This window comes from Nocardia sp. NPDC004654, from assembly GCF_040609595.1.
Classification (GTDB): domain Bacteria; phylum Actinomycetota; class Actinomycetes; order Mycobacteriales; family Mycobacteriaceae; genus Nocardia.
The window spans coordinates 425722-445454 of record NZ_JBEXKI010000004.1 but is presented as its reverse complement, the minus strand read 5'-3'; the positions used below and the strand labels follow the sequence as shown (position 1 = coordinate 445454).

Here is a 19733-nt window from a genome sequence, read left to right as displayed (position 1 = left end):
GCCCGCCCTGGCCTGGCATTATCGCAGCTCACACCCGGTTCGGGCGCCTCGCGCGGCGCCCGGAGCCGCGCGGCGCCGAAACGCCTCGCGGTGCCGTTCTATGCGTGATCGCTATGGCACCATGATCGACATGGCGACCATCGAAGAGCGAGTCATCGCACTGCTGAAGGAATACCTGGCCGACGCGGAGAAGGTCACGCCCGCCACCGCCATTCTCGACCTGGACAGCAGCGCCTACCGGCAGGAGCTGGTCATCCAGGCCATCGAGAAGGAGTACGACATCGAGCTGCCCAGCGCGGGTATCGAGGCGTTCTCCACCGTGGGCCAACTGATCAAGTTCGTCACGGAAGCCAAGAGCTGATCGGCCCCGACAGAACCCCTCCGAACACGACGAAGGTCCCCGTCGCAGCGACGGGGACCTTCGCAGTGTCTGGTCAGCCGCCGAGCTTGCGGTAGAACGCGCCCGCGACGGGGGCGGTGAGGGCGCGGGGACCGTACTGGCCCGCGACGCTCATGCCCTTGCTGATCAGGCCGGGGACGACACGCATCTTGTTGCGGGCAAGCGCGTCGATGGAGACCTTCGCGGTGTATTCCGAGGACACCCACATGAAGTCGGGGACCAAACGGTCGACGATCGAGGCCTCGGCCGGGTCGGGCATTTCGGTGCGCACCGGGCCCGGCGCCAGCAGCGTGACGTGCACTCCCGAGTCCTTCAGCTCACCGCGCAGCGATTCGCAGAAGGTGTTGGCGAACGCCTTGCTCGCGGCGTAGGTGGCGTTGTTCGGGATCGGCATGTTGCCCGCGGCCGAGCCGCTGATCAAGATGCCACCGGCGCCGCGCGCGATCATGCCGGGCAGCACCGCCAGGGTGAGATCGTGCACGGCGACGGCGTTGAGCTCCATCTGGGCGCGCTCGTACTCCAGGTCCAGCTGCGCGACCGGGCCGAACGTCGCGATGCCCGCGTTGTTGCACAGGATCGAGATGTCGCGCGCCGACAACTCCTCGACCAACGGGCCGCGTTGCGCGCGGTCGGACAGGTCGACCGCGCGCACCTCGGCGGTGATGCCGTGCGCCAGGGTGAGCCGCTGCGCGAGCTCGTTCAGCAGGTCGCCGCGGCGGGCGACCAGGATCAGCGAATGGCCGCGTCCGGCCAGTTCGGCGGCCAGCGCGGTGCCGATGCCGGAGGAGGCTCCGGTGACGACGGCGCGGTTCTCGGAGGTGGGGGAGGGCAGGCTCACCTGAGCGATGCTAGCGATCGGCTCAGAGCTTGGCCGCCAGCCGGGTGCCCTGATCGATCGCGCGTTTCGCGTCGAGTTCGGCGGCCAGCTCGGCGCCGCCGATCAGGTGCGGGGTGATCCCCGCCGCCCGCAGCGGCTCGACCAGCTCGCGCACCGACTCCTGACCCGCGCAGACCACCACGTTGTCCACCGGAATCAATTGCGGACGTTCGCGTTTCTCGCCGAAGCTGATGTGCAGCCCGCTGTCGTCGATGCGCTCGTAGTTCACGCCGCCGATCTGCTCGACGCCCTTGGCCTTCAGCGCGGCGCGGTGCACCCAGCCGGAGGTCTTGCCGAGGTCCTTACCGAACGAGGACGACTTGCGTTGCAGCAGAACGACATCGCGGGCGGCGGGCGCGGGCTTGGGTTCGGTGAGCTGGCCGGGCGCCTGTTCGTCGTTCGCGTCGACGCCCCACTCCTCTTTCCACTCGTCCAGCTTGAGCGCGGGGTGCCCCTCCACGGTGAGGAACTCGCTCACGTCGTAACCGATGCCGCCCGCGCCGATCACGGCGACGCGCTTGCCCACCGGCTTCTCCTCGCGCACCAGTTCGGCGTAGGAGAGCACCATCGGGTGGTCGATGCCGGGAATGTTGGGGATACGTGGTCGCACGCCGGTGGCGAGCACGACTTCGTCGTAGCGGCCCGCGATGAGCTCGTCGGCGGTGACCCGCTTGTTCAGGTGCAGGACGACGCCGCGCACCTCGATCATCCTGCGGTAGTACCGGATGGATTCGTCGAACTCCTCCTTGCCGGGAATCCGCCGCGCGATGTCGAACTGGCCGCCGATCTTGTCGTCGGCCTCGAAAAGGTCCACGCGGTGGCCCCGTTCGGCGAGATTGACCGCGGCGGAGAGCCCGGCCGGTCCCGCGCCGACCACGGCGATGCGCTTGCTGCGCCGGGTCGGCAGCAGCTTCAGCTCGGTCTCGTGGCCTGCGCGCGGGTTGAGCAGGCAGGACACCGTCTTGTGCTGGAACGCGTGGTCGAGGCAGGCCTGGTTGCAGGCGATGCAGGTGTTGATCTCGTCGACGCGGTCCTGCGCTGCCTTGTTCACCCACTCCGGATCGGTGAGGAACGGACGGGCCAGCGAAACCAGTTGCGCGTCACCGCGAGTCAGGATCTCCTCGGCGATCTCGGGCATGTTGATGCGGTTCGACGCGCAGACCGGAATGTTCACCTGCTTGGTGATCTTCGCGGTGAACTCGACGAAGGCCGCCCGCGGCACCGAGGTGACGATGGTGGGCACCCGTGCCTCGTGCCAGCCGATATCGGTGTTGATGACGTTGACGCCCGCCTTCTCCAATTCTTTGGCGAGGGTGACGATCTCGTCGAAGGTCTGACCCTTCTCCACCAGCTCGGCCATCGACAGCCGGAACACGATGATGAAGTTCGGCCCCACCGCGGCGCGGACTCGGCGCACGATCTCCAGCGGCAGCCTGCGCCGGTTCTCGGCCGAGCCGCCCCACTTGTCGGTGCGCTTGTTGGTGCGCGGCGCGAGGAACTGGTTGATGAAATAGCCTTCACCGCCCATGATCTCGCAGCCGTCGTACCCCGCGAACTGGGCGAGCTTCGCACAGCGCGCGTAGTCCGCGATGGTCTGCTCGATGCCGCGCGCGGAGAGGGCGCGGGGCCGGAAAGGGTTGATGGGGGCCTTGATCGCGGACGCGGAGACGCTGGCGGGCCAGTAGGAATAGCGGCCCGCGTGCAGGATCTGGATGGCGATCTTGCCGCCCTCGGCGTGCACCGCCTTGGTGATCGCGCGGTGGCGGTAGGCCTCGGTCTTGTTGGTCAGCTTGGCGCCGAAGGGCAGCAGCCAGCCGGTGCGGTTGGGCGCGTAGCCGCCGGTGATGATCAGCCCGACACCGCCGCGGGCGCGCTCGGCGAAATAGGCGGCCAGCTTGTTGGTGTCCCAGGCGCGGTCCTCCAGGCCGGTGTGCATCGACCCCATGACCACGCGGTTGCGCAGGGTGGTGAAGCCGAGGTCCAGCGGCTCGAAAAGGTGGGGGAAGGAACTCATGCCTGGCCTTTCTCCATCGGATCCGGGTGCGGGGCTGACGCACTCGGTCGCAGTGCTTGCAGTACTTCGTCGCACCATTCGATGAACCCGATCTCGACGCGGATGCCGCCGCGCAGGACCAGGTACTGGTGCAGTGCCGTGCCGGAGAGCTGATCCGGCGCGGCGAAGTCCTTCTTCTCGATGAGCCGATAGACCTCGAGCCGCTGGGCGTGCTGGTCGCGGTGTCTGGCGACCTCCGCGCACAGCGCGTCCAGGTCGCCGTAGGCCGCGCCGCGGATCTTCACCCCGAGTTCGCCGCGGGGGAGGTCGGTAGGGGAGGGCTCGGCGATCCAGCGCGCCAGCTCGGCGCGGCCCGCCTCGTTCACCGAGTAGACCTTCTTGTCCGGCTTGCCCTCCTGGGCCACCGATTCGCTGTCCAGCCAGCCGGATTCCTCCATGCGCTTGAGCACGCGATAGATCTGCTGGTGGGTCGCGCTCCAGAAGTACCCGATGGACTTGTCGAACCGGCGGGCCAGCTCGTAGCCCGAACCGGCCCGCTCGGTCAGCGATACCAGCAAGGCGTGCTCGAGGGCCATGCGGCCACGGTACTCGGTACAGTCGGTACTATGCAACTGGGTGCATAGAGCTGTTCAGTGGCATGATCACCAGGGGTCGGCGGTTCGTCTTCGCACCGACCCGCTCGCATATCCGGCGGCTTGTCGGCCCGGCGTCGGCTTTCGGCGGACTTCCTCGCGCCGGGCGGGTTACGCTGCGCCCATGACCGAGGTGGACGCGCGCGGCACGATCGGGGACGCCGCCGGGCGCGGGCAGATCGTGGCCTGGGGGTTGTGGGACTGGGGTTCCTCGGCGTTCCACGCCGTGATCCTCACGTTCGTGTTCTCGGTGTATCTCACCGACAAGGTCGGCGACGATCTGCCCGGCGGGATCTCGGCGAGCGCCTGGCTCGGCTGGGCGCTCGGCATCGCCGGTCTCGTGGTCGCGCTGACCGCGCCCATCAGCGGCCAGTGGTTCGACGCGGCCGCGAAACGCAAACGCTCCCTTGGCGTTCTGACCGCGCTGACCGTCCTGGCCATGACCGGGATGTTCTTCGTGCACGACGACTACCGCGATCTGTGGCTCGGTCTGACGCTGCTCGCCTTCGGCTCCGCCGCTTTCGAACTGGCCAACGTGCCCTACAACGCCATGCTGCGCCAGGTCTCCACACCGGAGACGGTCGGCCGCGTCTCCGGTTTCGGTTGGGCGATGGGCTATTTCGGCGGAATCTTCCTGCTGCTGATCTGCTACGTCGGCTTCATCGCCGGCGAAGGAGACAACCGAGGACTGTTCGGCATACCTACCGACGACGGGCTCAACATCCGGCTGGTGGTCGTCCTCGCCGCGATCTGGTTCGCCACGTTCGCGCTACCCGTGCTGTTCGCGGTGCCGGAACTGCCGCGCACCAGTGCCGATCCCGGCGCGGCGAGCGTGGGGTTCTTCGGTTCCTACCGGGTGCTGTGGCGGGATCTGCGCGAGCTGTGGGCGGCCGACCGGCGCACCGTCTGGTTCCTGTTGGCCAGCGCCGTCTTTCGCGACGGGCTGGCGGGCGTGTTCACCTTCGGCGCGGTGCTCGCGGTGCGCGTCTACGGGATCGACGATTCCGATGTGCTGCTGTTCGGCGTCGCCGCGAACGTCGTCGCCGCGCTAGGGGCGATCGTCGCGGGCCGATTCGACGACCGGGTGGGACCGAAAGCGGTGATCGTGACTTCGCTGGCCGCCATGCTGGTCTGCGGACTCGCGCTGCTCGTGGTCTCGGGACCGCTCATGTTCTGGATATTCGGCCTGCTGCTGACCATCTTCGTCGGGCCCGCCCAGGCTTCGGCGCGGTCGTTCCTCGTCCGGTTGGCGCCGCCGGGGCGGGAAGGGCAGCTGTTCGGCCTCTACACCACGACCGGACGGGCCGTATCCTTCCTCGCCCCCTCGCTTTTCGGTCTGTTCGTCTGGCTGTTCGACGCCGACCGCGCCGGGATGATCGGCCTGGCTGTCGTTCTCGCCGCGGGTTTGGCGGTGCTGCTCCCGGTGCGCGCGCCCGACAGGGCCTAGTTGATCCGGCCCTCCATGCCGCTGTAGATCTCGGTGGCCTCCGCGAAACCGCCGCCGATCAGCTCCGCCAGCGCCAGCGCCTCGTCGCACTTGCGCAGCGACAGGCGCGTGCGGTCGTCGCCACCGCTCAAGGACTCGGCGTGCTCCGCGAGCCAGCCGCGCGCCGCTGTCGCGTCACCGGCGCCGACGAATCCGCCGATCACATAGTTGGCGGTGATGGTGTCCTCCGTGCGCCAAGCGATTTCGGGGAACTGGGACGGCAGGTCGCCGAGCAGCGGGCCGTTGCCGCCGAACCCGGCGGGCCAGCCGGTTCCGGCCTCCTCGGCCAGTGCCGTAGGCCAGACGACGCCGCGGTCCATCCACCCCGGCAGCAGACGCCCGGCGAATTCGACGAGGCAGAATTGCAGGTTGTTGCGCAGAAGGTCGGCGGCGTCGTGGGTTTCGGGGCTGTGGGGGTCGTCGACGGTCGGCTGACCGGAGCGCAGCGCGAGGGCGGCCTGGCGCAGCAGGCGAATCTTCCATGCGATGTCGATGGCCAGGTCGTCGGCGCCGGGCAGCGTGCCGCTCATATCGGGTTCGGTCCGGGCGGCCAGCGCGGGGTCGAACAGTTCGAGTTGCGCGCGGGCGATCTCGTCCACCGTGGCGACAGTGCAATCTCGGTATCGCACAGCGGTTTCCGCCACGTCGGAGGGCGACTCGGCGGTGATCAGGTACGGCCGTCCCCACACGTACAGCGAGGCGTCGAACTCGTCGTCGGCGACCTTCATCGCGCCCAGCGCCCACGCCTTGGCGCGGAAGCGCACCCGCGCCTGCTCGACCGCGAGGGTGATCAGATCGTCCAGATCGCCGTCGCCGCCGAGCCCGGCCAGATACGGCAGGATCCGCTCCTCGACGAGCCGCATGTCCAACGCGTGAAAGCTGGTGTCGTAACCCATGTTCGGCACAGTACGGGACGCGGTGGGCCGAGCTGCGCGGTCAGTGCGCGTACGTCGAACGAGCGCCTACCGATCCTTGGGCGGCCACCAGTTGTCCATGCCGAGCGCGATCAGCCGGATCTTCTGCACCGTGCGGTCGACGATGGTTCGTTGGTCGCGGTCCTCGGCCGCGACATACGCGGCGATCCCGTCGGCGACGGTGCCGACGAGCAGGTCCGCGGCGATCTCCAGATCGCGCGGGCTCCAGTCGTCCAGCGCGCGCACCCGGGACAGGTCGGCGACCAGCTCGCGCACGATCAGCTGGAGTTCCAGTGCGATGGCTTTGCGCAGCGCCGCCGAACCGCCGTGGCGCTCCCGGGTGAGGAAGCCGAACACCGCGCGTTTGGCTCCTACCTGATCGAAGACGAACCGCACGGTGTCGGCGATGCTGGCCTCGGGATTGCGCCGGACCTCGCGTAGCGCCAGCCGCAGCGCGGTCACGCCTTGGTCGACGAGCGCCGCGCCGAGGTCGTCGAGCGAGGCGAAGTGGCGGTAGAAGGCCGTCGGCACGATGCCGGCGGAGCGCGCGATCTCACGCAAGCTCAGCGCGGCGAAACCGCGCTCGGCGGCCAGTTCCAGGGTGCCGTCGACCAGGGCCTGCCGCGTGCGCTCCTTGCGCTCGATCCGGGTTGCTGCCTGCTCGCTCATCACGGTGAGCATACATCCGTTCACCATTCGCTCATCCAAGAGGTGTAGTTCGGGTCACACGAATTGCCGGTTGACACTGGACCCTGTCTATCGGTCACACTGGATGAGTGTACAGGCGTGCACTGAAAATTGATCAAGTGACAGTCGGCACGCCACAGCCTTGACCCACCGACGATCAGAGGTACGGAGAACCGAATGGTGGATCTCATCGACCTGGTGCAGACCCTGACCACGCCCCATCCGCTCGACCGGTACCTGGAACTCGTGCGTCCCACGCTGACCGTCCGGCAGATGCGCGCCGAGATCACCCACGTGCGCCGCTCGGTGCCCGGCTCGGTGACGCTCACCCTGCGCCCGACCAGGCAGTGGCGCGGCCACGCCGCGGGACAGTACGTCCAGATCGGCGTGGTGATCGACGGCGTCCGGCACACCAGGTGCTACTCGCCGGTGAATGCGGAAGGTCGGCGCGACCGGCACATCCAGCTCACCGTCAAAGCGCATCCCGGGGGCCTGGTGTCGCAGTATCTGCACGAGAACGCCGTGTCCGGCATGGTGGTCGACCTGAGCCCGGCGGCCGGAGTGTTCCGGTTGCCCGAGGTCCGCCCCGACCGGGTGCTGCTGATCAGCGGCGGCAGCGGCATCACGCCGGTGCTGTCGATGATGCGGACCCTCGCCGACGAGGGTTATCCCGGCGAACTGACCTTCCTGCACTACGCCCGTTCGCCGGAGGTGGTGCCGCACCGCGCCGAGCTGGAGGCCATCGCCGAGCGGAACCCGCGTTTCCGCGTCGAGATGCGCTATCCGGAGCAGGGCGGCGGCCCGTTCGACTACGACGAGCTCGAGCGCGTCGCGCCCTGGTTCGCCGACGCGCAGACCTATGTGTGCGGGCCGCCGCCGCTCATGGACGCGGTGCGCAAGGTGTACGAGGCCGAGGAACTGGCCGACCGGCTGCACTCTGAGGAGTTCACGCTCTCGGCCGCCCCCGTCGACGCGGACGAGGTGCACGGCTCGACGAGCTTCTCGGCCAGCGGGGTGCGTGCCGAGAACACCGGTACCAGCCTGCTCGAGCAGGCCGAGGCCGCGGGCCTGACCCCGGAGTACGGCTGCCGCATGGGGATCTGCTTCTCCTGCACCGCCGTTCGCCGCTCCGGCTGCACGCGCAACCTGCGCACCGGCGAGACCGACAGCGATCCCGACCAGCCCATCCAGCTCTGCGTCAGCGCCGCGGTGGGCGACGTCGACATCGACATCTAGACAGACACAAGGGGACTGACTGACTATGACCATCCTGACCGAGACCAAGGACGGACCGCTGGTCCTGACTCCCGACCAGGTCGAGGAGCTGGGCAAGGCGCTCGACGAACTGCGCGACCGTGTCGTCGCCGACCTCGGCGAGCGCGACCGGGAATACATCTACTCGATCATCAAGGCGCAGCGCGGTTTCGAGATCGCCGGGCGCGGCCTGATGTACCTGGGCTTCCTGCCGCCGGTGTGGCTGGCCGCGGTGGCCGCGCTGAGCGTGTCGAAGATCCTGGACAACATGGAGATCGGCCACAACGTCATGCACGGCCAGTACGACTGGATGCGTGAGCCCGGCTTGAATTCCCGTGAGTTCGAGTGGGATACGGTCTGCCCGGCCGACCAGTGGAAGCACTCGCACAACTACCTGCACCACACCTTCACCAACATCCACGGCATGGACCGCGACATCGGTTACGGCATCCTGCGGATGGACGAGGGCCAGAAGTGGAACCCCTACTACCTGGGCAACCCGGTGTGGGCGTTCCTGCTGATGGTGTTCTTCGAATGGGGCGTCATGCTGCACGACGCCGAAGCCGAGAACATCGTTCAGGGCAAGCGCAAGTGGTCCGACCTCAAGCCGCTGATCAAGGGCTGGTGGCGCAAGGCGGGCCGCCAGGCGCTCAAGGACTACGTGGTGTTCCCCGCGCTGACCGGCCCGCTGTTCGTCAGCACGGTGGCAGGCAACGCCGCGGCCAACCTGGTGCGCAACGTCTGGGCCTACTCGATCATCTTCTGCGGCCACTTCCCCTCCGGCGTACAGACGTTCACCGAAGAGGAGACCGCCGAGGAGACCCGCGGCGAGTGGTACGTCCGGCAGATGCTCGGCTCGGCGAACATCACCGGCGGCAAGCTGTTCCACATCATGAGCGGCAATCTGTCGCACCAGATCGAACACCACCTGTTCCCCGACATCCCCGCCAACCGCTATCCGGAGATCGCGCCGGAGGTGCGGGCGTTGTGTGAGAAGTACGGATTGCCCTACCACACCGGCCCGTTGAGCAAGCAGATCGGCGATGTGTGGCTGAAGATTTTCAAGCTGGCGCTGCCGCCGCGCTTCACGAAGAACACGTCATCTCCCGGTGTTATCGTGATGCGTCAGCGGAAGGCGACCGAAGTGGGCGTGTGAATGATCGGGAAATTCGAAAGCAACAAGGATTTGATTCAAGAATTGACGGCCTCCGGTGCCAGGCACGTCGGAAATATCGCGACGATCATCACCGGGACCGTTCAGGAGGTCACTCGGGAGATCGGTGAGTGGATCACCGACGCGATCGAGATGAACGAGGCGGCCGCCGCGGCCCGCAAGGATGCGGCCGTTCAGCGGGAAGCGCCGCTGGACGAGGTCCCCGACGAGCCCGAGCCCACGTCCGCGACGGGTTCCGCGTTCGTCGAGGCCGAGGTCGTCGAGTCCGATCTCGACGACCGCCGCTGATCACCACACCGGCAGCCTGCGCCGGTGCTCGGTGACGTCGGTGATCAGATCCTGATAGCCGTCGGCCAGCTCGGCGAGCCGCGTCCACAGCAGGTGGGCTTCCCCGTCCACCCGCGGTGAATGCGTCGCCGAGCCGGTTCCGCTCAAAGCCTGTTGTGCCGCAGTCCATTTCGCCGCCATTCGATCGATGACAGCGCCCAGTGTCTCGGTGTGCAGCGAGGCGCCCGTGCGGTGCGGGACGTTGGTCGCCACCCAGTCGTTGATCCGGCCGACGAGCTCGGCGCGGCGACCGTCGATGTCGTCCACCAGCTGACTGCACGCCGCGACCCGACCGTTGGTGGCGTCCGGCGCGTGCGCGGCGGCCAGCGCCCGGTGCCTGCGTTCGTGGCATTCGACCAGCTCGCGGGCCGCGGCCAGGACTCGGTGCTTTCGGCGGTTCGGGTCGTCGGCTTCGCGAAACGCGCGCAACAGCGCCGATCGCGGTGGCAGCTCGCCGGCTCCGATACGGCTCCCGGCGTATTCGGTAGGCATAGTGCACGCCCCTGCGGTAACGATCCGACATGGATACGCCAGGGCCGAGGGGGATTTCGGGGAGGGGCACCCCTCGGCTCCGGCGCAGCCCCGAGCCCGGACGCCCCCACACAGTCCACCAGCACGGCAAAGAAACCGGGAAATCCGCGACGATGCGATGAGGAAGACGGCCCGAAAAATCGGGACACTTTCAGGAAAGCGCGATAGTCGAATCGGCGCAACCGAATGGGGGAAAATCCACGCGCCAGCCGGAAATCGTTATCGTTCGTTACGGTGCAGTCACACGAAATCTATCTTTGCCCAAGGTGAACTGGGCGATCGGCGCATCTCCAGTTATCGTCGCGGCGCGGCGGCTGCGCACCCCGGTGCGATGGACTAGCCTCGATGTTCGTGCCCGCTTATGTGTCATCGCCGGAGCTGACATTCGGCTTCATGTTCTCGCTGGAAGACCCCGAGCGAATTGCTGAAGTCGTGCGCAACCTCATCGTCCGCAAGACGGTCTCGGTGTTCCGGCTCGCACGTCTGTCCGACGACGACGGCCCGCCGGAGCGCTACGTGGTCAACTGGGGCGCCATCCCGCAGATCTCCATCACCACCACCGCGCCCGATCCCGAGGAGCTGCGGGTCAACCGGATCATGCTGGTCAACGCGTTCCTCAGCGAGGAAGGTGAGGTCAGTCTGTACTCCGCGCAGGGGCAGGCGCCGAGTTAGTCCGCCTCGGCCCCGGAGTACGACCGACCGAGGGTGACCTTCGTCGCGGTGGGCCGACTGCCGGTGACCTTCGGTCGGATTGCGGTGCCAACCTTTGTGGACGCGGCACAGCCCGAAGGGCATGCGACGCGTCGCGGCCCACGCAGGCGTTGTGTCCGCATCGCAGGGGCGGTGACCCCCGCGAAGCGCGCGAGGATGGTGCCGCTGGTGGATTCGACGATCGGCGCGCCCGGCGCGAGTTCACCGCGGGCGGCAGCGCTACCTGGGATCGATCCGGGGGTGCGCGGCGCGGTAGTCTAGGCCGAGCGACGTGCGGCCCGTGCTGTCGAGGACGGGGCTGCGCTGAGGCCGGACCGGCCGACGCCCGGGTTCGGTCAGCGGCGGGGTGCGGGGCGGACGAGGCAGGCGACGCCGTCCTCTTTGCCGTCGAGGCGGTCGAGCTGGACCGAGTAGCCGGGGTCCTGGCGGCGCAGGGGTGCTTTGCCCGCCGCCCAGGCGTCCTCACAGTTGCGGAATGCCGCGGCACTCGTCGTGGTCGCCGCGGCGACCGGTCCGGACGAGGAGTGGCGCCGCTTCTTGCTCGAACCGCAGCCGGTCACCGAGACGGCGAGCACAGCGATCAGCAGCAGGCCGACGACCAGGACGACGGGCCGAGAGTTACGCATGTGGATTCCCCCCAAACACAACGGTTTTCGATCCAAACGCCAGTCAGTATCACGGCGGCCATCGCGTTCCGCAACATCGCGGCGCGGGCTGGACGGTCGTTTTTGTTGGCGTGTCGGTACCGCATCGTGGCCTTACTGCCGGAGGGGTGCCGGACAATTATGAGATACCTCACAGGGGCGCTGTGAAATCCGAGCCCGGTGGGCTGGGCGCAGCCCGGAAGGAGCGTCGATCATGGAAATGGAACTCGAGAAGCCGGCGGCCGCCGTGAATCCGGTCCGCGTCCGAGGGGATCTCGATCCCGGTCTGTCGCGGTGGATGTGGCTGGTGAAGTGGATTCTGGCCATCCCGCACTACATCGTGCTGTTCTTCCTGCACATCGCGTACTTCGTGGTGTCCGTGATCGCGTTCTTCGCGATCCTGTTCACCGGGAGGTATCCGCGCGGCCTCTTCGATTTCAATGTCGGTGTGATGCGCTGGAATTGGCGCGTCAGTTTCTACTCGCTCACCGTACTCGGCACCGACAAATACCCGCCGTTCCATTTGCGGCCGGACGCGGACTACCCAGCCGATCTGGAGGTCGATTATCCCGAAACTCTGCACCGCGGACTGGTTTTGATCAAATGGTGGCTGCTCGCCATTCCGCACTATCTGATCATCGGCGCGCTGATGAGCGGCGCGATCGGCACCGCGATGGAGGACAACGGCTCCGACGCCTGGAATGTCATGCTGGCTTGGCCGGTGATCTATCTGCTTCTGGCCGTGGCGCTGATCGCCTTGCTGTTCACCGCGGTCTACCCGAAGGGCCTGTTCGACTTCGTCGTCGGCATCAACCGATGGGCCATCCGGGTGCAGGCCTACGCCTCGCTGATGCGTGACGAATACCCGCCGTTCCGGCTCGACCAGGGGGCGCGCGAGCCGTAACCGCCGATCGAACCGACCACCCCGAATCCGCCCGCCGACTCGTCAGCGGGCGGATTCGTATATCCGCCGGACCACGTCTTCGATACCGGGCTCCTCGATGGACAGATCCCGCACCTCCGCGCGGTCCGACACTGCGGCGAGCAACTGTGCGGCGGTGATGGATTCGGCGTCGAAGGCCAGGCGCTGGCGCATGCCATCCGCCTCGCTGGTGAGCAGTTCGGCGCCGGGCGGCAGGTCGCGCAGATCCGCGGTCGGCTCGGCGAGGTCCACCACGAGCACCCGGCGCGCGCCCACCGTCGCGCCGAGTCCGGACAGCGATCCGTCGTAGACCAGGCTGCCGTGATCGACGACGAGCACACGGTCGCAAAGCCTTTCGATATCGCCCATGTCGTGGGTGGTGAGCAGCAGCGTGGTGCCGCGGTCCACCCGTTCCGTGCGCAGGAATTCGCGCAACCGCTGCTTGGACAGCACGTCGAGACCGATGGTCGGTTCGTCGAGAATCACCAGCTCCGGGGAGTGCAGCAGCGCCGCCGCGACCTCGGCGCGCATGCGCTGACCCAGCGAGAGTTGCCGCACCGGAGTGTCCAGTGTCTCGGCCATTTCCAGCTGCTCGACCAGCTCGTAGGTGCGCTTGCGGGTGATGTCGGGTTCCAAGCGGTGGATGGCGGCCAGGATCGTGAACGATTCGCGCAGTGGCAGATCCCACCACAGCTGGGACCGCTGGCCGAACACCACCCCGATGCGGCCGGCCAGTTCCCGGCGCTGCCGGACCGGCTCGAGTCCGCAGGTGCGCACCCGACCGGACGAGGGGACCAGGATGCCGGTGAGCATCTTGATGGTGGTGGACTTCCCCGCCCCGTTCGCCCCGATGTAGCCGACCGCCGCGCCGCGTTCGATGCGAAAGGTCATCCTGTCGACCGCGGTGAGGGTGTCGCGCTGCCTGCGCCAGCGGCGGCCGTTCTTGCGATACAGCGTGAATTGCCTTGTCAGATTCTCGATGTCGATGATCGCGTCAGATAAGTCGCTGTCCGCCACGCTTATCCGCCACCTCCCTGGTAGTGCCTAGTCCCGAGCCGCCATAGACCGAATGCCAGCAGCCAAATCCACAGCGTCGCCAGCGGGGTGAACCAGACCAGCCAGGACGGCAGCAACGGCGGGCCGGGCAACCCGAGCAGGGCGATGGTGGGCAGGTACGCCGTGAACGCGACCGGGATGGCGAATCCGAACAGTAGTTTCAGCGGCAGCGGAAATACCGAGGCGGGCTGCATAGCGGCGAACGACCCGCCGTAGGTGAAACTGTTGGTGAGCTCGGAGCCGTCGATCAGGAAGAACTGCAACCCGGCCGCGCAGACGAAGATCCCGCCGAACAGGAGAATACCGCACCCGAGTGTCATCGCCAGGAGTCCGAATGCGGCCGGTCCCCAATCGATGTCGTTCTGTAGCAACCCGATGACGAGCACTACTATGGCGACCGCGGCGCGGGCGAATCGGCGCAGCGAGACATCGCCGGTCACGAGTTGCAGCAACAAGGGTTGCGGGCGCAGATGGTAGGCGTCGAGGGTGCCCATCCGGATCAGCGTCGGCAGCGTATCCAGATGTCCGACGAGTACTTGGGCCAGCGCGAACGTGGTGTTGCTCAGGCCGAACAGCAGCAGCGCCCCGCGCATGTCCAGCCCGCCGAGCACTCCCACGTTGTGGAAGATGACCCACACCTCGGCGAATTCGACGACGCCGATGAGGAACGCGCTGAACACCTCGCTGGCGAAGGACAATCGATAGGCGCGCTGAGCTCGGATGCGCGAGCGCAACACCGCGGCATACGGTGTGAACCAGCTGCCCGACGGCACGGAGACCAGCGGCTCAGCCACCCTGCACCTCCAGCCTGCGGCGTCCGGCCGACAGCATGAGTCTGCCGATCGCTGCGATCGTGAGCACCCAGAACAGCTGTGTCCCAACGACCGTCATCGCTTCCAGGCCGAGTATCCGACCCGAGAGCACGTCGATCGGGGCTTGCAGAATCGAAGGGAACGGAGTGGCGTACGCGAGCAGGCGCAGCCAGTCCGGGAACATGTGCACCGGCACGAACAGTCCGGCCAGGAAAGTGCCGCAGATCTGATAAAGCACGCGGATGCCGCGGGTTTCCACCACCCAGAAACCGATCAGGCCGATAGCGAACAGCATCAGAAACGACAGCGCGACGGCGAGCACCACCGAAATCACGCCGAGCACATAGGGACCGGGCGTCGCGGGCATGGCGAGTCCGACGGTGAGGAATCCGAACAGTACGCTGGGCAGAAACCGCGGTACCAACGTGCACGTCGCACGCCCGAGATCGGCGGCGAGATAACCCAGTTGGATATCGACGGGACGCAAGAAATCGATCGCGACGTCGCCGTTCTTGACCCGGTCCACCAATTCCAATGGCGGGCCCATGAATTGCATCGCGCCGAGCAGTCCTTGCGAGAGCCAGACGTAGGCGCCCATGGTGCCTTCGTCGTATCCGCCGAAGTCACCCGCACTGCGCACGGCGGCGAGCATCACCGCGGCGCGTACCAAGCCGAACACGCAGTTGGTGAACAGACCCGCGAACATCGCCAGTTTGTACTGCGACTGACGCCGGAACCCCGCCACCGCGAGCCGCCAATACAGTGTCGCCTCGCGTCGCGCCCGGGTTGCTGCGGCCAGCCGTTCCTCCCCTCCCGCACTCCAGCGCACAAGGAGTCGACTTTACTGCCCGGCCGCGGACGCGCGGTAGCTTCCCGCGCGATTTTTGGAAAAGCGCTACGAACCTGAGTCGCGAGTGTTAGAAACACAGACACTTCAGATTGATGGAGTGCTCGCGCACGACAGGAAGGATCGTCGATGACTGTCGCCGAGTCGACCGTTTTCGAGGCACTCGAATCGAACGTTCGCGGGTACTGCCGATCCTGGCCGACGGTGTTCGACACCGCCAGCGGCGCCTGGTTGCGCGACGAGCAAGGCCGCGACTACCTGGATTTCTTCGCCGGTGCGGGCGCGCTGAACTACGGCCACAACAATCCGGTCCTCAAGCGCGCGCTGATCGACTATCTCGCGGGCGACGGGATCACCCACGGACTGGACATGTCGACGGTGGCCAAGCGACGGCTGCTGGAAACCCTGCGCGACACCGTCCTCACTCCGCGGGGCCTGGACTACAAGGTGCAGTTTCCCGGTCCCACCGGCGCGAACGCCGTCGAGGCAGCGCTCAAACTCGCGCGCAAGGTGACCGGCAGGCAGGCGGTGCTGAACTTCACCAACGCCTTCCACGGCATGTCGCTCGGTGCGCTGTCGGTGACCGGCAACGCCGCCAAACGCGCGGGCGCGGGCGTGCCGCTGGTGCACGTCACGCCGATGCCCTACGACGGCTACCTCGGCGCGGACGACGACCTGCACTGGATGCGCCGCGCGCTGGACGATCCCTCGTCGGGTCTGGACAAGCCCGCCGCCGTGATCGTGGAGACGGTGCAGGGCGAAGGCGGGGTGAACGTCGCGCGGGCGCAATGGCTGCGCGAACTGGCCGACCTGTGCCGGGCGCGCGGCATCCTGCTGATCGTCGACGACGTGCAGATGGGATGCGGGCGCACCGGCCCGTTCTTCTCCTTCGAGTTCGCCGGTATCACGCCCGACATCGTGACGCTGTCGAAGTCGATCGGCGGCTACGGACTGCCCATGGCGCTGGTGCTTTTCAAGTCCGAGCTGGACCAGTGGGCGCCCGGTGAGCACAACGGCACCTTCCGCGGGAACAACCCCGCCTTCGTCACGGCCGAGCTCGCGTTGCGCCACTACTGGTCCGACGACGCGCTCGAGCGCGCCACCCTGGCCAAGGGCGCGCGGATCGAGGCGGTGCTTGCGCGGCTGGCGGCCGATCTTCCCGGTGTCTCGACGCGGGGGCGGGGTTTGGTGCACGGGATCGTGTTCGAGGATCCGTCGCTGGCGGGGAAGGTTTGCCAGGTGGCGTTCGATCGGGGGTTGCTGGTGGAAACCTCGGGGTCGGTGGACGAGGTGGTGAAGTTGTTGCCGCCGTTGACGATCGGTGAGGACGAGTTGGAGCGCGGGTTGGAACTGGTTGTCGGTGCGGTGGGTGCTGTGTGTGGTTGACCGGAGGGGGCAGCTCATCCGGCCGCACCTACTTCGGCCGAGCGTGATCGCGGTGCTCGAGTGGTACTCGGGCGCGGCCGTGCCATGCTCGTCACGTGGGGTTCATCAATCGCAGAGTGGAACAGTTCAATGAACGCACGACGCAGGCGGCGCAGCGTGGCCCGCGGTATCACGGTGCGGACAACGACCCAAGGTATCCGTCTCCACGCGAGTTGCGCACCTTCGCGGCGGTAACCGTCGACGTGCTGCTGCATTTCGGCGTCGCCTTCGCCGTCGCGGCTGACATCGAGAACGTGCTGTTCGCGGTACTGGTCGGTGTCATCGCCTATATCGCGGCGTCATTCGTGCACACCGTGCTGTTTCAACGCTTCTTCGGAGCGACGCTGGGCAAGCTCCTCTTCGGTGTCGTTGTGATCCGAGGCGTCGACGGCCGCCGTCCCACGCTCTGGAACCTTCTGCGCGCCTTTTTCTTTCGCGCCTTCCTCGCCGTGTTCGGCCTACTGGCAGACGGTTCGATCGATTACGACACCTACGGCGATTTCCTGTCCATCGTCCGCAGCCGCGACGTCCGGGCCCTCCGCTCACGCCAGCCGACAACCTGGAACTACCCGCAGCAGGGCTACCCGCCCCAACCCCACAGCCACGTGCCACCGCCGCGCTGATCACAATCCGCAGTCGTCGTCGTCAGCGATGCGTCGAGCTGCCCAGTGGCGTGAGTCCGCGATGACCGATGACGATTCGGTGGATCAGCCGCGGCCGTGCGCCGACCCACATCGTGCGGAATTCGGTTGACCGGCGACCCGTGCCGATCAGTAGGGTGGGCCGGTGATTCGCACAGCTGCGTTGGCTCACGTCCGGAATCGGCGCCTGCTGCAGGCACGGTCCATCGGCAAGGACGTCTTCTACATGGCGGGCGGCAAGATCGACGCGGGGGAGACGCCCGTCGCGGCGCTGCACCGCGAGGTCCGTGAGGAACTGGGCGTCGGCGTCGCCACCTACACCGAACTCGGCATCTTCCAGGCCGAGGCCTACGGCCACGCGCCCGGCACGCGCCTCCACATGACCTGCTTCACCGCCGAACTCGACGGCGACCCACACCCCAGCGGCGAAATCGCCGAACTCCGCTACTTCACGGTCCGCGAATACGCGGCCATGGACCACGTCGCCCCCGGCTCCATGCTCGTCTTCCACAAACTGCACGAACTGGATCTCATCGACTGGTGACCGACAGTCTGTCCGGGGCGACGACGGCGGATTCCTAGCCGCCCTCGCGGGCCGGACCGCGGCGTTCTCCTTAATGGACCACTCGCGTGGCGCGGCCATGAATTCGGGGGAGATGTAGGACGCGATCGGAGTGCTGCGGGTCGGGTCGACCCTCAGTGGAGGGTCCGTCTGGCCGGGCGGGGACAGGTACGGGTAAGTAACTGGATAGTCGATCGCCAATTTGGCTCTGGCGTCGGCAGATGATGCTGTATGTTAATGGCAGTTCCTCATTCGTTGGGGGAATGAGGAACGTCGGTGATGTGGTCGGTGGGGAGAGGTTGGAAGTGGCCCCACGGACCGAGCGCCGAAGGGGCACAGTCGCTCTCCGGCGACGTCGAAGATTGGTAGGCCGAATGCGTGTATCCGCTCCACTCACCGCATCGGCGCTGGTCGTCGCTGGACTGGTCGTCACGGGGTCGTCGACGGACGCGGGCGGTTCGAGTGCTCCGCCCGAAGCTTCCGAAGCGATACTGACTGGTAGGCAAGAAGGTTCGGTGCGAAGAGAGGACGAGGGCGAACTGTCACAGGCCGTCGGCCTGCTTCCGGTCGCGCCGGACACGCCACGCAAGCTACGCGCCGCGACGCCCGCGTTCGCGGGCACGGTTCCACTGCAAGATATTTCGCTGCCGAATACCGGCGGTGCGCTGGGCATACCGGAAATCGTGTTGGCGGCCTACCGCAATGCCGAATTGGCGCTGGAGTCCTCGCTGCCGCACTGCGGGTTGACGTGGAATCTGCTGGCCGGGATCGGGCGGATCGAGTCCGCCCACGCCGGAAACGGTCGCACCGACGCGGCGGGGACGACGGTGTCGCCGATCTTCGGACCGGCCTTGGACGGGAGTCTGCCGGGCAACGAGATCATCAAGGCCGCCGGCGGCGGATACGTGCGCGCGATGGGGCCGATGCAATTCCTGCCGAGCACCTGGGGTTCGTACGCCGCGGACGGCAACGGAGACGGAGTCGCGGACCCGCACAACGTGTTCGACGCGTCGTTGGCCGCGGGCAAATACCTGTGTTCGGGTGGGTCCGACTTGCGTGATCCGGCACAGGAATTGCGTGCGGTGTTGCGGTACAACAACTCGCTGTCGTACGCGAGCGATGTGCTGAGCTGGTCGGCGGCCTACCGCACCGGCGGCGCTCCGGCGCGTGTCGCCATCGACCCGGGATTGATTCCGCCGGGATCGGCGCCCGTGATCCGGTCCGGTCCGGAGATGGCCGCCCTCGACACCACCGCGCCGCCGCTGACGATCCCGCTGGAAGCGCCGCCTGCCAACGATGTCCCCGCGCCTCCGGCGCCGACTCAGGTGATGATCACCATCCCCGGCCTGCCGCCGATTCCGTGCGGGATCTTCTGTCCGCAGCCGCAGCCGCAGCCGCAGCCGCAGCCGCAGCCGCAGCCGCAGCCGCAGCCGCAGCCGCAGCCGCAGCCCTGTGAGCAGGTGACGGTTCCAGCTCCGATGCCGCGACTCGGCGAACCAGGCGGCCGCCTGCTCGCGCCCGGCCGACCCTACGGCGGCACCGCGGTCGAGCCGATCGAGCCCGAATCCTCACCGGCGCGGCCGAGTCCGTCCTGCACATCAGAGGACCCGCATTCGCAAACCGGCGGCGAACCGTACTACGGGCCGAAACCACCAGAGCCGCCGCAGCCTTCCGGTCCCGGGCCTGCTGTCGATGTCGCACCCGAGTCGGCCCTCCCAGAGCTTGTGCCACCGCAACCCCCGGCTCCACCCGGCCCACCGCCCGCAATCACCCTCCCCTTCGGCATCGTCATTCCGCTGCCAGCACCACAGCGCTGA

21 protein-coding genes are annotated in these 19733 nt (G+C 67.3%); 11 read left to right on the top strand and 10 right to left on the bottom strand.

Going from position 1 to position 19733, the window contains the following annotated elements; translation table 11 throughout:
* Positions 1-130 precede the first annotated feature (130 nt).
* Positions 131-361 carry a hypothetical protein gene (locus ABZV58_RS16330; RefSeq protein WP_355000930.1) on the top strand — a complete coding sequence of 77 codons (231 nt, stop codon included), beginning with the start codon at positions 131-133 and terminating at the stop codon, positions 359-361.
* A 73-nt stretch (positions 362-434) separates the two neighbouring features.
* Here the strand turns inward: ABZV58_RS16330 and cmrA are convergent, their stop codons facing one another.
* From cmrA to ABZV58_RS16315, 3 genes are read right to left on the bottom strand one after another with little or no spacing between them, the layout of a single operon-like run.
* A complete protein-coding gene (gene cmrA / locus ABZV58_RS16325; protein WP_355000929.1) occupies positions 435-1238 on the bottom strand; it encodes a mycolate reductase in 804 nt (267 codons plus the stop codon).
* 22 nt (positions 1239-1260) lie between these two features.
* On the bottom strand, positions 1261-3291 hold the full coding sequence (locus tag ABZV58_RS16320) for an NADPH-dependent 2,4-dienoyl-CoA reductase (RefSeq protein WP_355000928.1): 2031 nt from the start codon (positions 3289-3291) through the stop codon (positions 1261-1263).
* On the bottom strand, positions 3288-3866 hold the full coding sequence (locus ABZV58_RS16315) for a PadR family transcriptional regulator (RefSeq protein WP_355000927.1): 579 nt from the start codon (positions 3864-3866) through the stop codon (positions 3288-3290). Before ABZV58_RS16315 ends, ABZV58_RS16320 begins: the two co-directional genes overlap by 4 nt.
* Positions 3867-4047: 181 nt before the next feature.
* On the opposite strand from ABZV58_RS16315, the gene ABZV58_RS16310 reads away from it, so the two are divergent.
* A complete protein-coding gene (locus ABZV58_RS16310; protein ID WP_355000926.1) occupies positions 4048-5370 on the top strand; it encodes an MFS transporter in 1323 nt (440 codons plus the stop codon).
* Here the strand turns inward: ABZV58_RS16310 and ABZV58_RS16305 are convergent.
* Together ABZV58_RS16305 and ABZV58_RS16300 are read right to left on the bottom strand one after the other, a co-directional pair.
* Positions 5367-6305 (bottom strand): hypothetical protein, encoded by a 939-nt coding sequence (locus ABZV58_RS16305; RefSeq protein ID WP_355000925.1) that lies wholly within the window; start codon positions 6303-6305, stop codon positions 5367-5369. The two genes, ABZV58_RS16310 and ABZV58_RS16305, sit on opposite strands and share 4 nt — an antisense overlap.
* Before the next feature lie 66 nt (positions 6306-6371).
* A complete protein-coding gene (locus ABZV58_RS16300; protein ID WP_355000924.1) occupies positions 6372-6992 on the bottom strand; it encodes a TetR family transcriptional regulator in 621 nt (206 codons plus the stop codon).
* 195 nt (positions 6993-7187) lie between these two features.
* Here ABZV58_RS16300 and ABZV58_RS16295 point away from each other — a divergent pair, with 195 nt between their 5' ends.
* Genes ABZV58_RS16295 through ABZV58_RS16285 form a run of 3 tightly spaced genes read left to right on the top strand, consistent with a single transcriptional unit; the run spans position 7188 to position 9726 of the window.
* On the top strand, positions 7188-8246 hold the full coding sequence (locus ABZV58_RS16295) for an FAD-binding oxidoreductase (protein WP_355000923.1): 1059 nt from the start codon (positions 7188-7190) through the stop codon (positions 8244-8246).
* A gap of 25 nt (positions 8247-8271) precedes the next feature.
* Entirely contained in the window at positions 8272-9420 is a 1149-nt protein-coding gene (locus ABZV58_RS16290; RefSeq protein WP_355000922.1) for an acyl-CoA desaturase, read from the top strand.
* Positions 9421-9726: a hypothetical protein gene (locus ABZV58_RS16285; RefSeq protein WP_355000921.1), complete on the top strand. Its 306-nt coding sequence runs from the start codon at positions 9421-9423 to the stop codon at positions 9724-9726.
* On the opposite strand, the gene ABZV58_RS16280 is transcribed toward ABZV58_RS16285, so the two are convergent.
* Positions 9727-10257: a DUF4254 domain-containing protein gene (locus ABZV58_RS16280; RefSeq protein ID WP_355000920.1), complete on the bottom strand. Its 531-nt coding sequence runs from the start codon at positions 10255-10257 to the stop codon at positions 9727-9729.
* Positions 10258-10641: 384 nt separating this feature from the next.
* Between ABZV58_RS16280 and ABZV58_RS16275 the strand changes: the two genes are divergently transcribed.
* Positions 10642-10968: a hypothetical protein gene (locus ABZV58_RS16275; protein WP_355000919.1), complete on the top strand. Its 327-nt coding sequence runs from the start codon at positions 10642-10644 to the stop codon at positions 10966-10968.
* 374 nt (positions 10969-11342) lie between these two features.
* Here the strand turns inward: ABZV58_RS16275 and ABZV58_RS16270 are convergent, their stop codons facing one another.
* A complete protein-coding gene (locus tag ABZV58_RS16270; protein WP_355000918.1) occupies positions 11343-11633 on the bottom strand; it encodes an excalibur calcium-binding domain-containing protein in 291 nt (96 codons plus the stop codon).
* A 232-nt stretch (positions 11634-11865) separates the two neighbouring features.
* On the opposite strand from ABZV58_RS16270, the gene ABZV58_RS16265 reads away from it, so the two are divergent.
* Complete coding sequence (locus tag ABZV58_RS16265) at positions 11866-12555, top strand: DUF4389 domain-containing protein (protein WP_355000917.1); 690 nt, start codon at positions 11866-11868, stop codon at positions 12553-12555.
* A gap of 42 nt (positions 12556-12597) precedes the next feature.
* Here ABZV58_RS16265 and ABZV58_RS16260 read toward each other — a convergent pair whose 3' ends face one another.
* From ABZV58_RS16260 to ABZV58_RS16250, 3 genes are read right to left on the bottom strand one after another with little or no spacing between them, the layout of a single operon-like run.
* Complete coding sequence (locus tag ABZV58_RS16260) at positions 12598-13590, bottom strand: ATP-binding cassette domain-containing protein (RefSeq protein WP_355000916.1); 993 nt, start codon at positions 13588-13590, stop codon at positions 12598-12600.
* 2 nt (positions 13591-13592) lie between these two features.
* Positions 13593-14423, bottom strand: coding sequence for an ABC-2 family transporter protein (locus ABZV58_RS16255; RefSeq protein WP_355000915.1), 831 nt, complete (start codon positions 14421-14423; stop codon positions 13593-13595).
* On the bottom strand, positions 14416-15147 hold the full coding sequence (locus ABZV58_RS16250; RefSeq protein WP_355000914.1) for an ABC-2 family transporter protein: 732 nt from the start codon (positions 15145-15147) through the stop codon (positions 14416-14418). Before ABZV58_RS16250 ends, ABZV58_RS16255 begins: the two co-directional genes overlap by 8 nt.
* A 270-nt stretch (positions 15148-15417) precedes the next feature.
* Here ABZV58_RS16250 and ectB point away from each other — a divergent pair, with 270 nt between their 5' ends.
* The 4 genes from ectB (at position 15418) to ABZV58_RS16230 (ending at position 19733) form a co-directional block, all read left to right on the top strand.
* Positions 15418-16674, top strand: a complete 1257-nt coding sequence (gene ectB, locus ABZV58_RS16245; RefSeq protein WP_355000913.1) for a diaminobutyrate--2-oxoglutarate transaminase — start codon at positions 15418-15420, stop codon at positions 16672-16674.
* Between the two features lie 95 nt (positions 16675-16769).
* Positions 16770-17336 carry an RDD family protein gene (locus tag ABZV58_RS16240; RefSeq protein WP_355000912.1) on the top strand — a complete coding sequence of 189 codons (567 nt, stop codon included), beginning with the start codon at positions 16770-16772 and terminating at the stop codon, positions 17334-17336.
* A gap of 163 nt (positions 17337-17499) precedes the next feature.
* The gene (locus tag ABZV58_RS16235) at positions 17500-17898 is read left to right on the top strand and encodes an NUDIX domain-containing protein (protein ID WP_355000911.1); all 399 of its coding nucleotides are present in this window, start codon (positions 17500-17502) and stop codon (positions 17896-17898) included.
* Positions 17899-18431: 533 nt separating this feature from the next.
* Positions 18432-19733: a lytic murein transglycosylase gene (locus tag ABZV58_RS16230; protein ID WP_355000910.1), complete on the top strand. Its 1302-nt coding sequence runs from the start codon at positions 18432-18434 to the stop codon at positions 19731-19733.

What these genes read in the sequence shown, in the direction of transcription:
- ABZV58_RS16330 (WP_355000930.1), top strand. Translation starts at nt 131, where the DNA reads ATGGCGACCATCGAAGAGCGAGTCATCGCACTGCTGAAGGAATACCTG.
- ABZV58_RS16320 (WP_355000928.1), bottom strand. Translation starts at nt 3,291, where the DNA reads ATGAGTTCCTTCCCCCACCTTTTCGAGCCGCTGGACCTCGGCTTCACC.
- ABZV58_RS16315 (WP_355000927.1), bottom strand. Translation starts at nt 3,866, where the DNA reads ATGGCCCTCGAGCACGCCTTGCTGGTATCGCTGACCGAGCGGGCCGGT.
- ABZV58_RS16310 (WP_355000926.1), top strand. Translation starts at nt 4,048, where the DNA reads ATGACCGAGGTGGACGCGCGCGGCACGATCGGGGACGCCGCCGGGCGC.
- ABZV58_RS16305 (WP_355000925.1), bottom strand. Translation starts at nt 6,305, where the DNA reads ATGGGTTACGACACCAGCTTTCACGCGTTGGACATGCGGCTCGTCGAG.
- ABZV58_RS16300 (WP_355000924.1), bottom strand. Translation starts at nt 6,992, where the DNA reads ATGAGCGAGCAGGCAGCAACCCGGATCGAGCGCAAGGAGCGCACGCGG.
- ABZV58_RS16295 (WP_355000923.1), top strand. Translation starts at nt 7,188, where the DNA reads ATGGTGGATCTCATCGACCTGGTGCAGACCCTGACCACGCCCCATCCG.
- ABZV58_RS16290 (WP_355000922.1), top strand. Translation starts at nt 8,272, where the DNA reads ATGACCATCCTGACCGAGACCAAGGACGGACCGCTGGTCCTGACTCCC.
- ABZV58_RS16285 (WP_355000921.1), top strand. Translation starts at nt 9,421, where the DNA reads ATGATCGGGAAATTCGAAAGCAACAAGGATTTGATTCAAGAATTGACG.
- ABZV58_RS16280 (WP_355000920.1), bottom strand. Translation starts at nt 10,257, where the DNA reads ATGCCTACCGAATACGCCGGGAGCCGTATCGGAGCCGGCGAGCTGCCA.
- ABZV58_RS16275 (WP_355000919.1), top strand. Translation starts at nt 10,642, where the DNA reads ATGTTCGTGCCCGCTTATGTGTCATCGCCGGAGCTGACATTCGGCTTC.
- ABZV58_RS16270 (WP_355000918.1), bottom strand. Translation starts at nt 11,633, where the DNA reads ATGCGTAACTCTCGGCCCGTCGTCCTGGTCGTCGGCCTGCTGCTGATC.
- ABZV58_RS16265 (WP_355000917.1), top strand. Translation starts at nt 11,866, where the DNA reads ATGGAAATGGAACTCGAGAAGCCGGCGGCCGCCGTGAATCCGGTCCGC.
- ABZV58_RS16250 (WP_355000914.1), bottom strand. Translation starts at nt 15,147, where the DNA reads ATGTTCGCGGGTCTGTTCACCAACTGCGTGTTCGGCTTGGTACGCGCC.
- ectB (WP_355000913.1), top strand. Translation starts at nt 15,418, where the DNA reads ATGACTGTCGCCGAGTCGACCGTTTTCGAGGCACTCGAATCGAACGTT.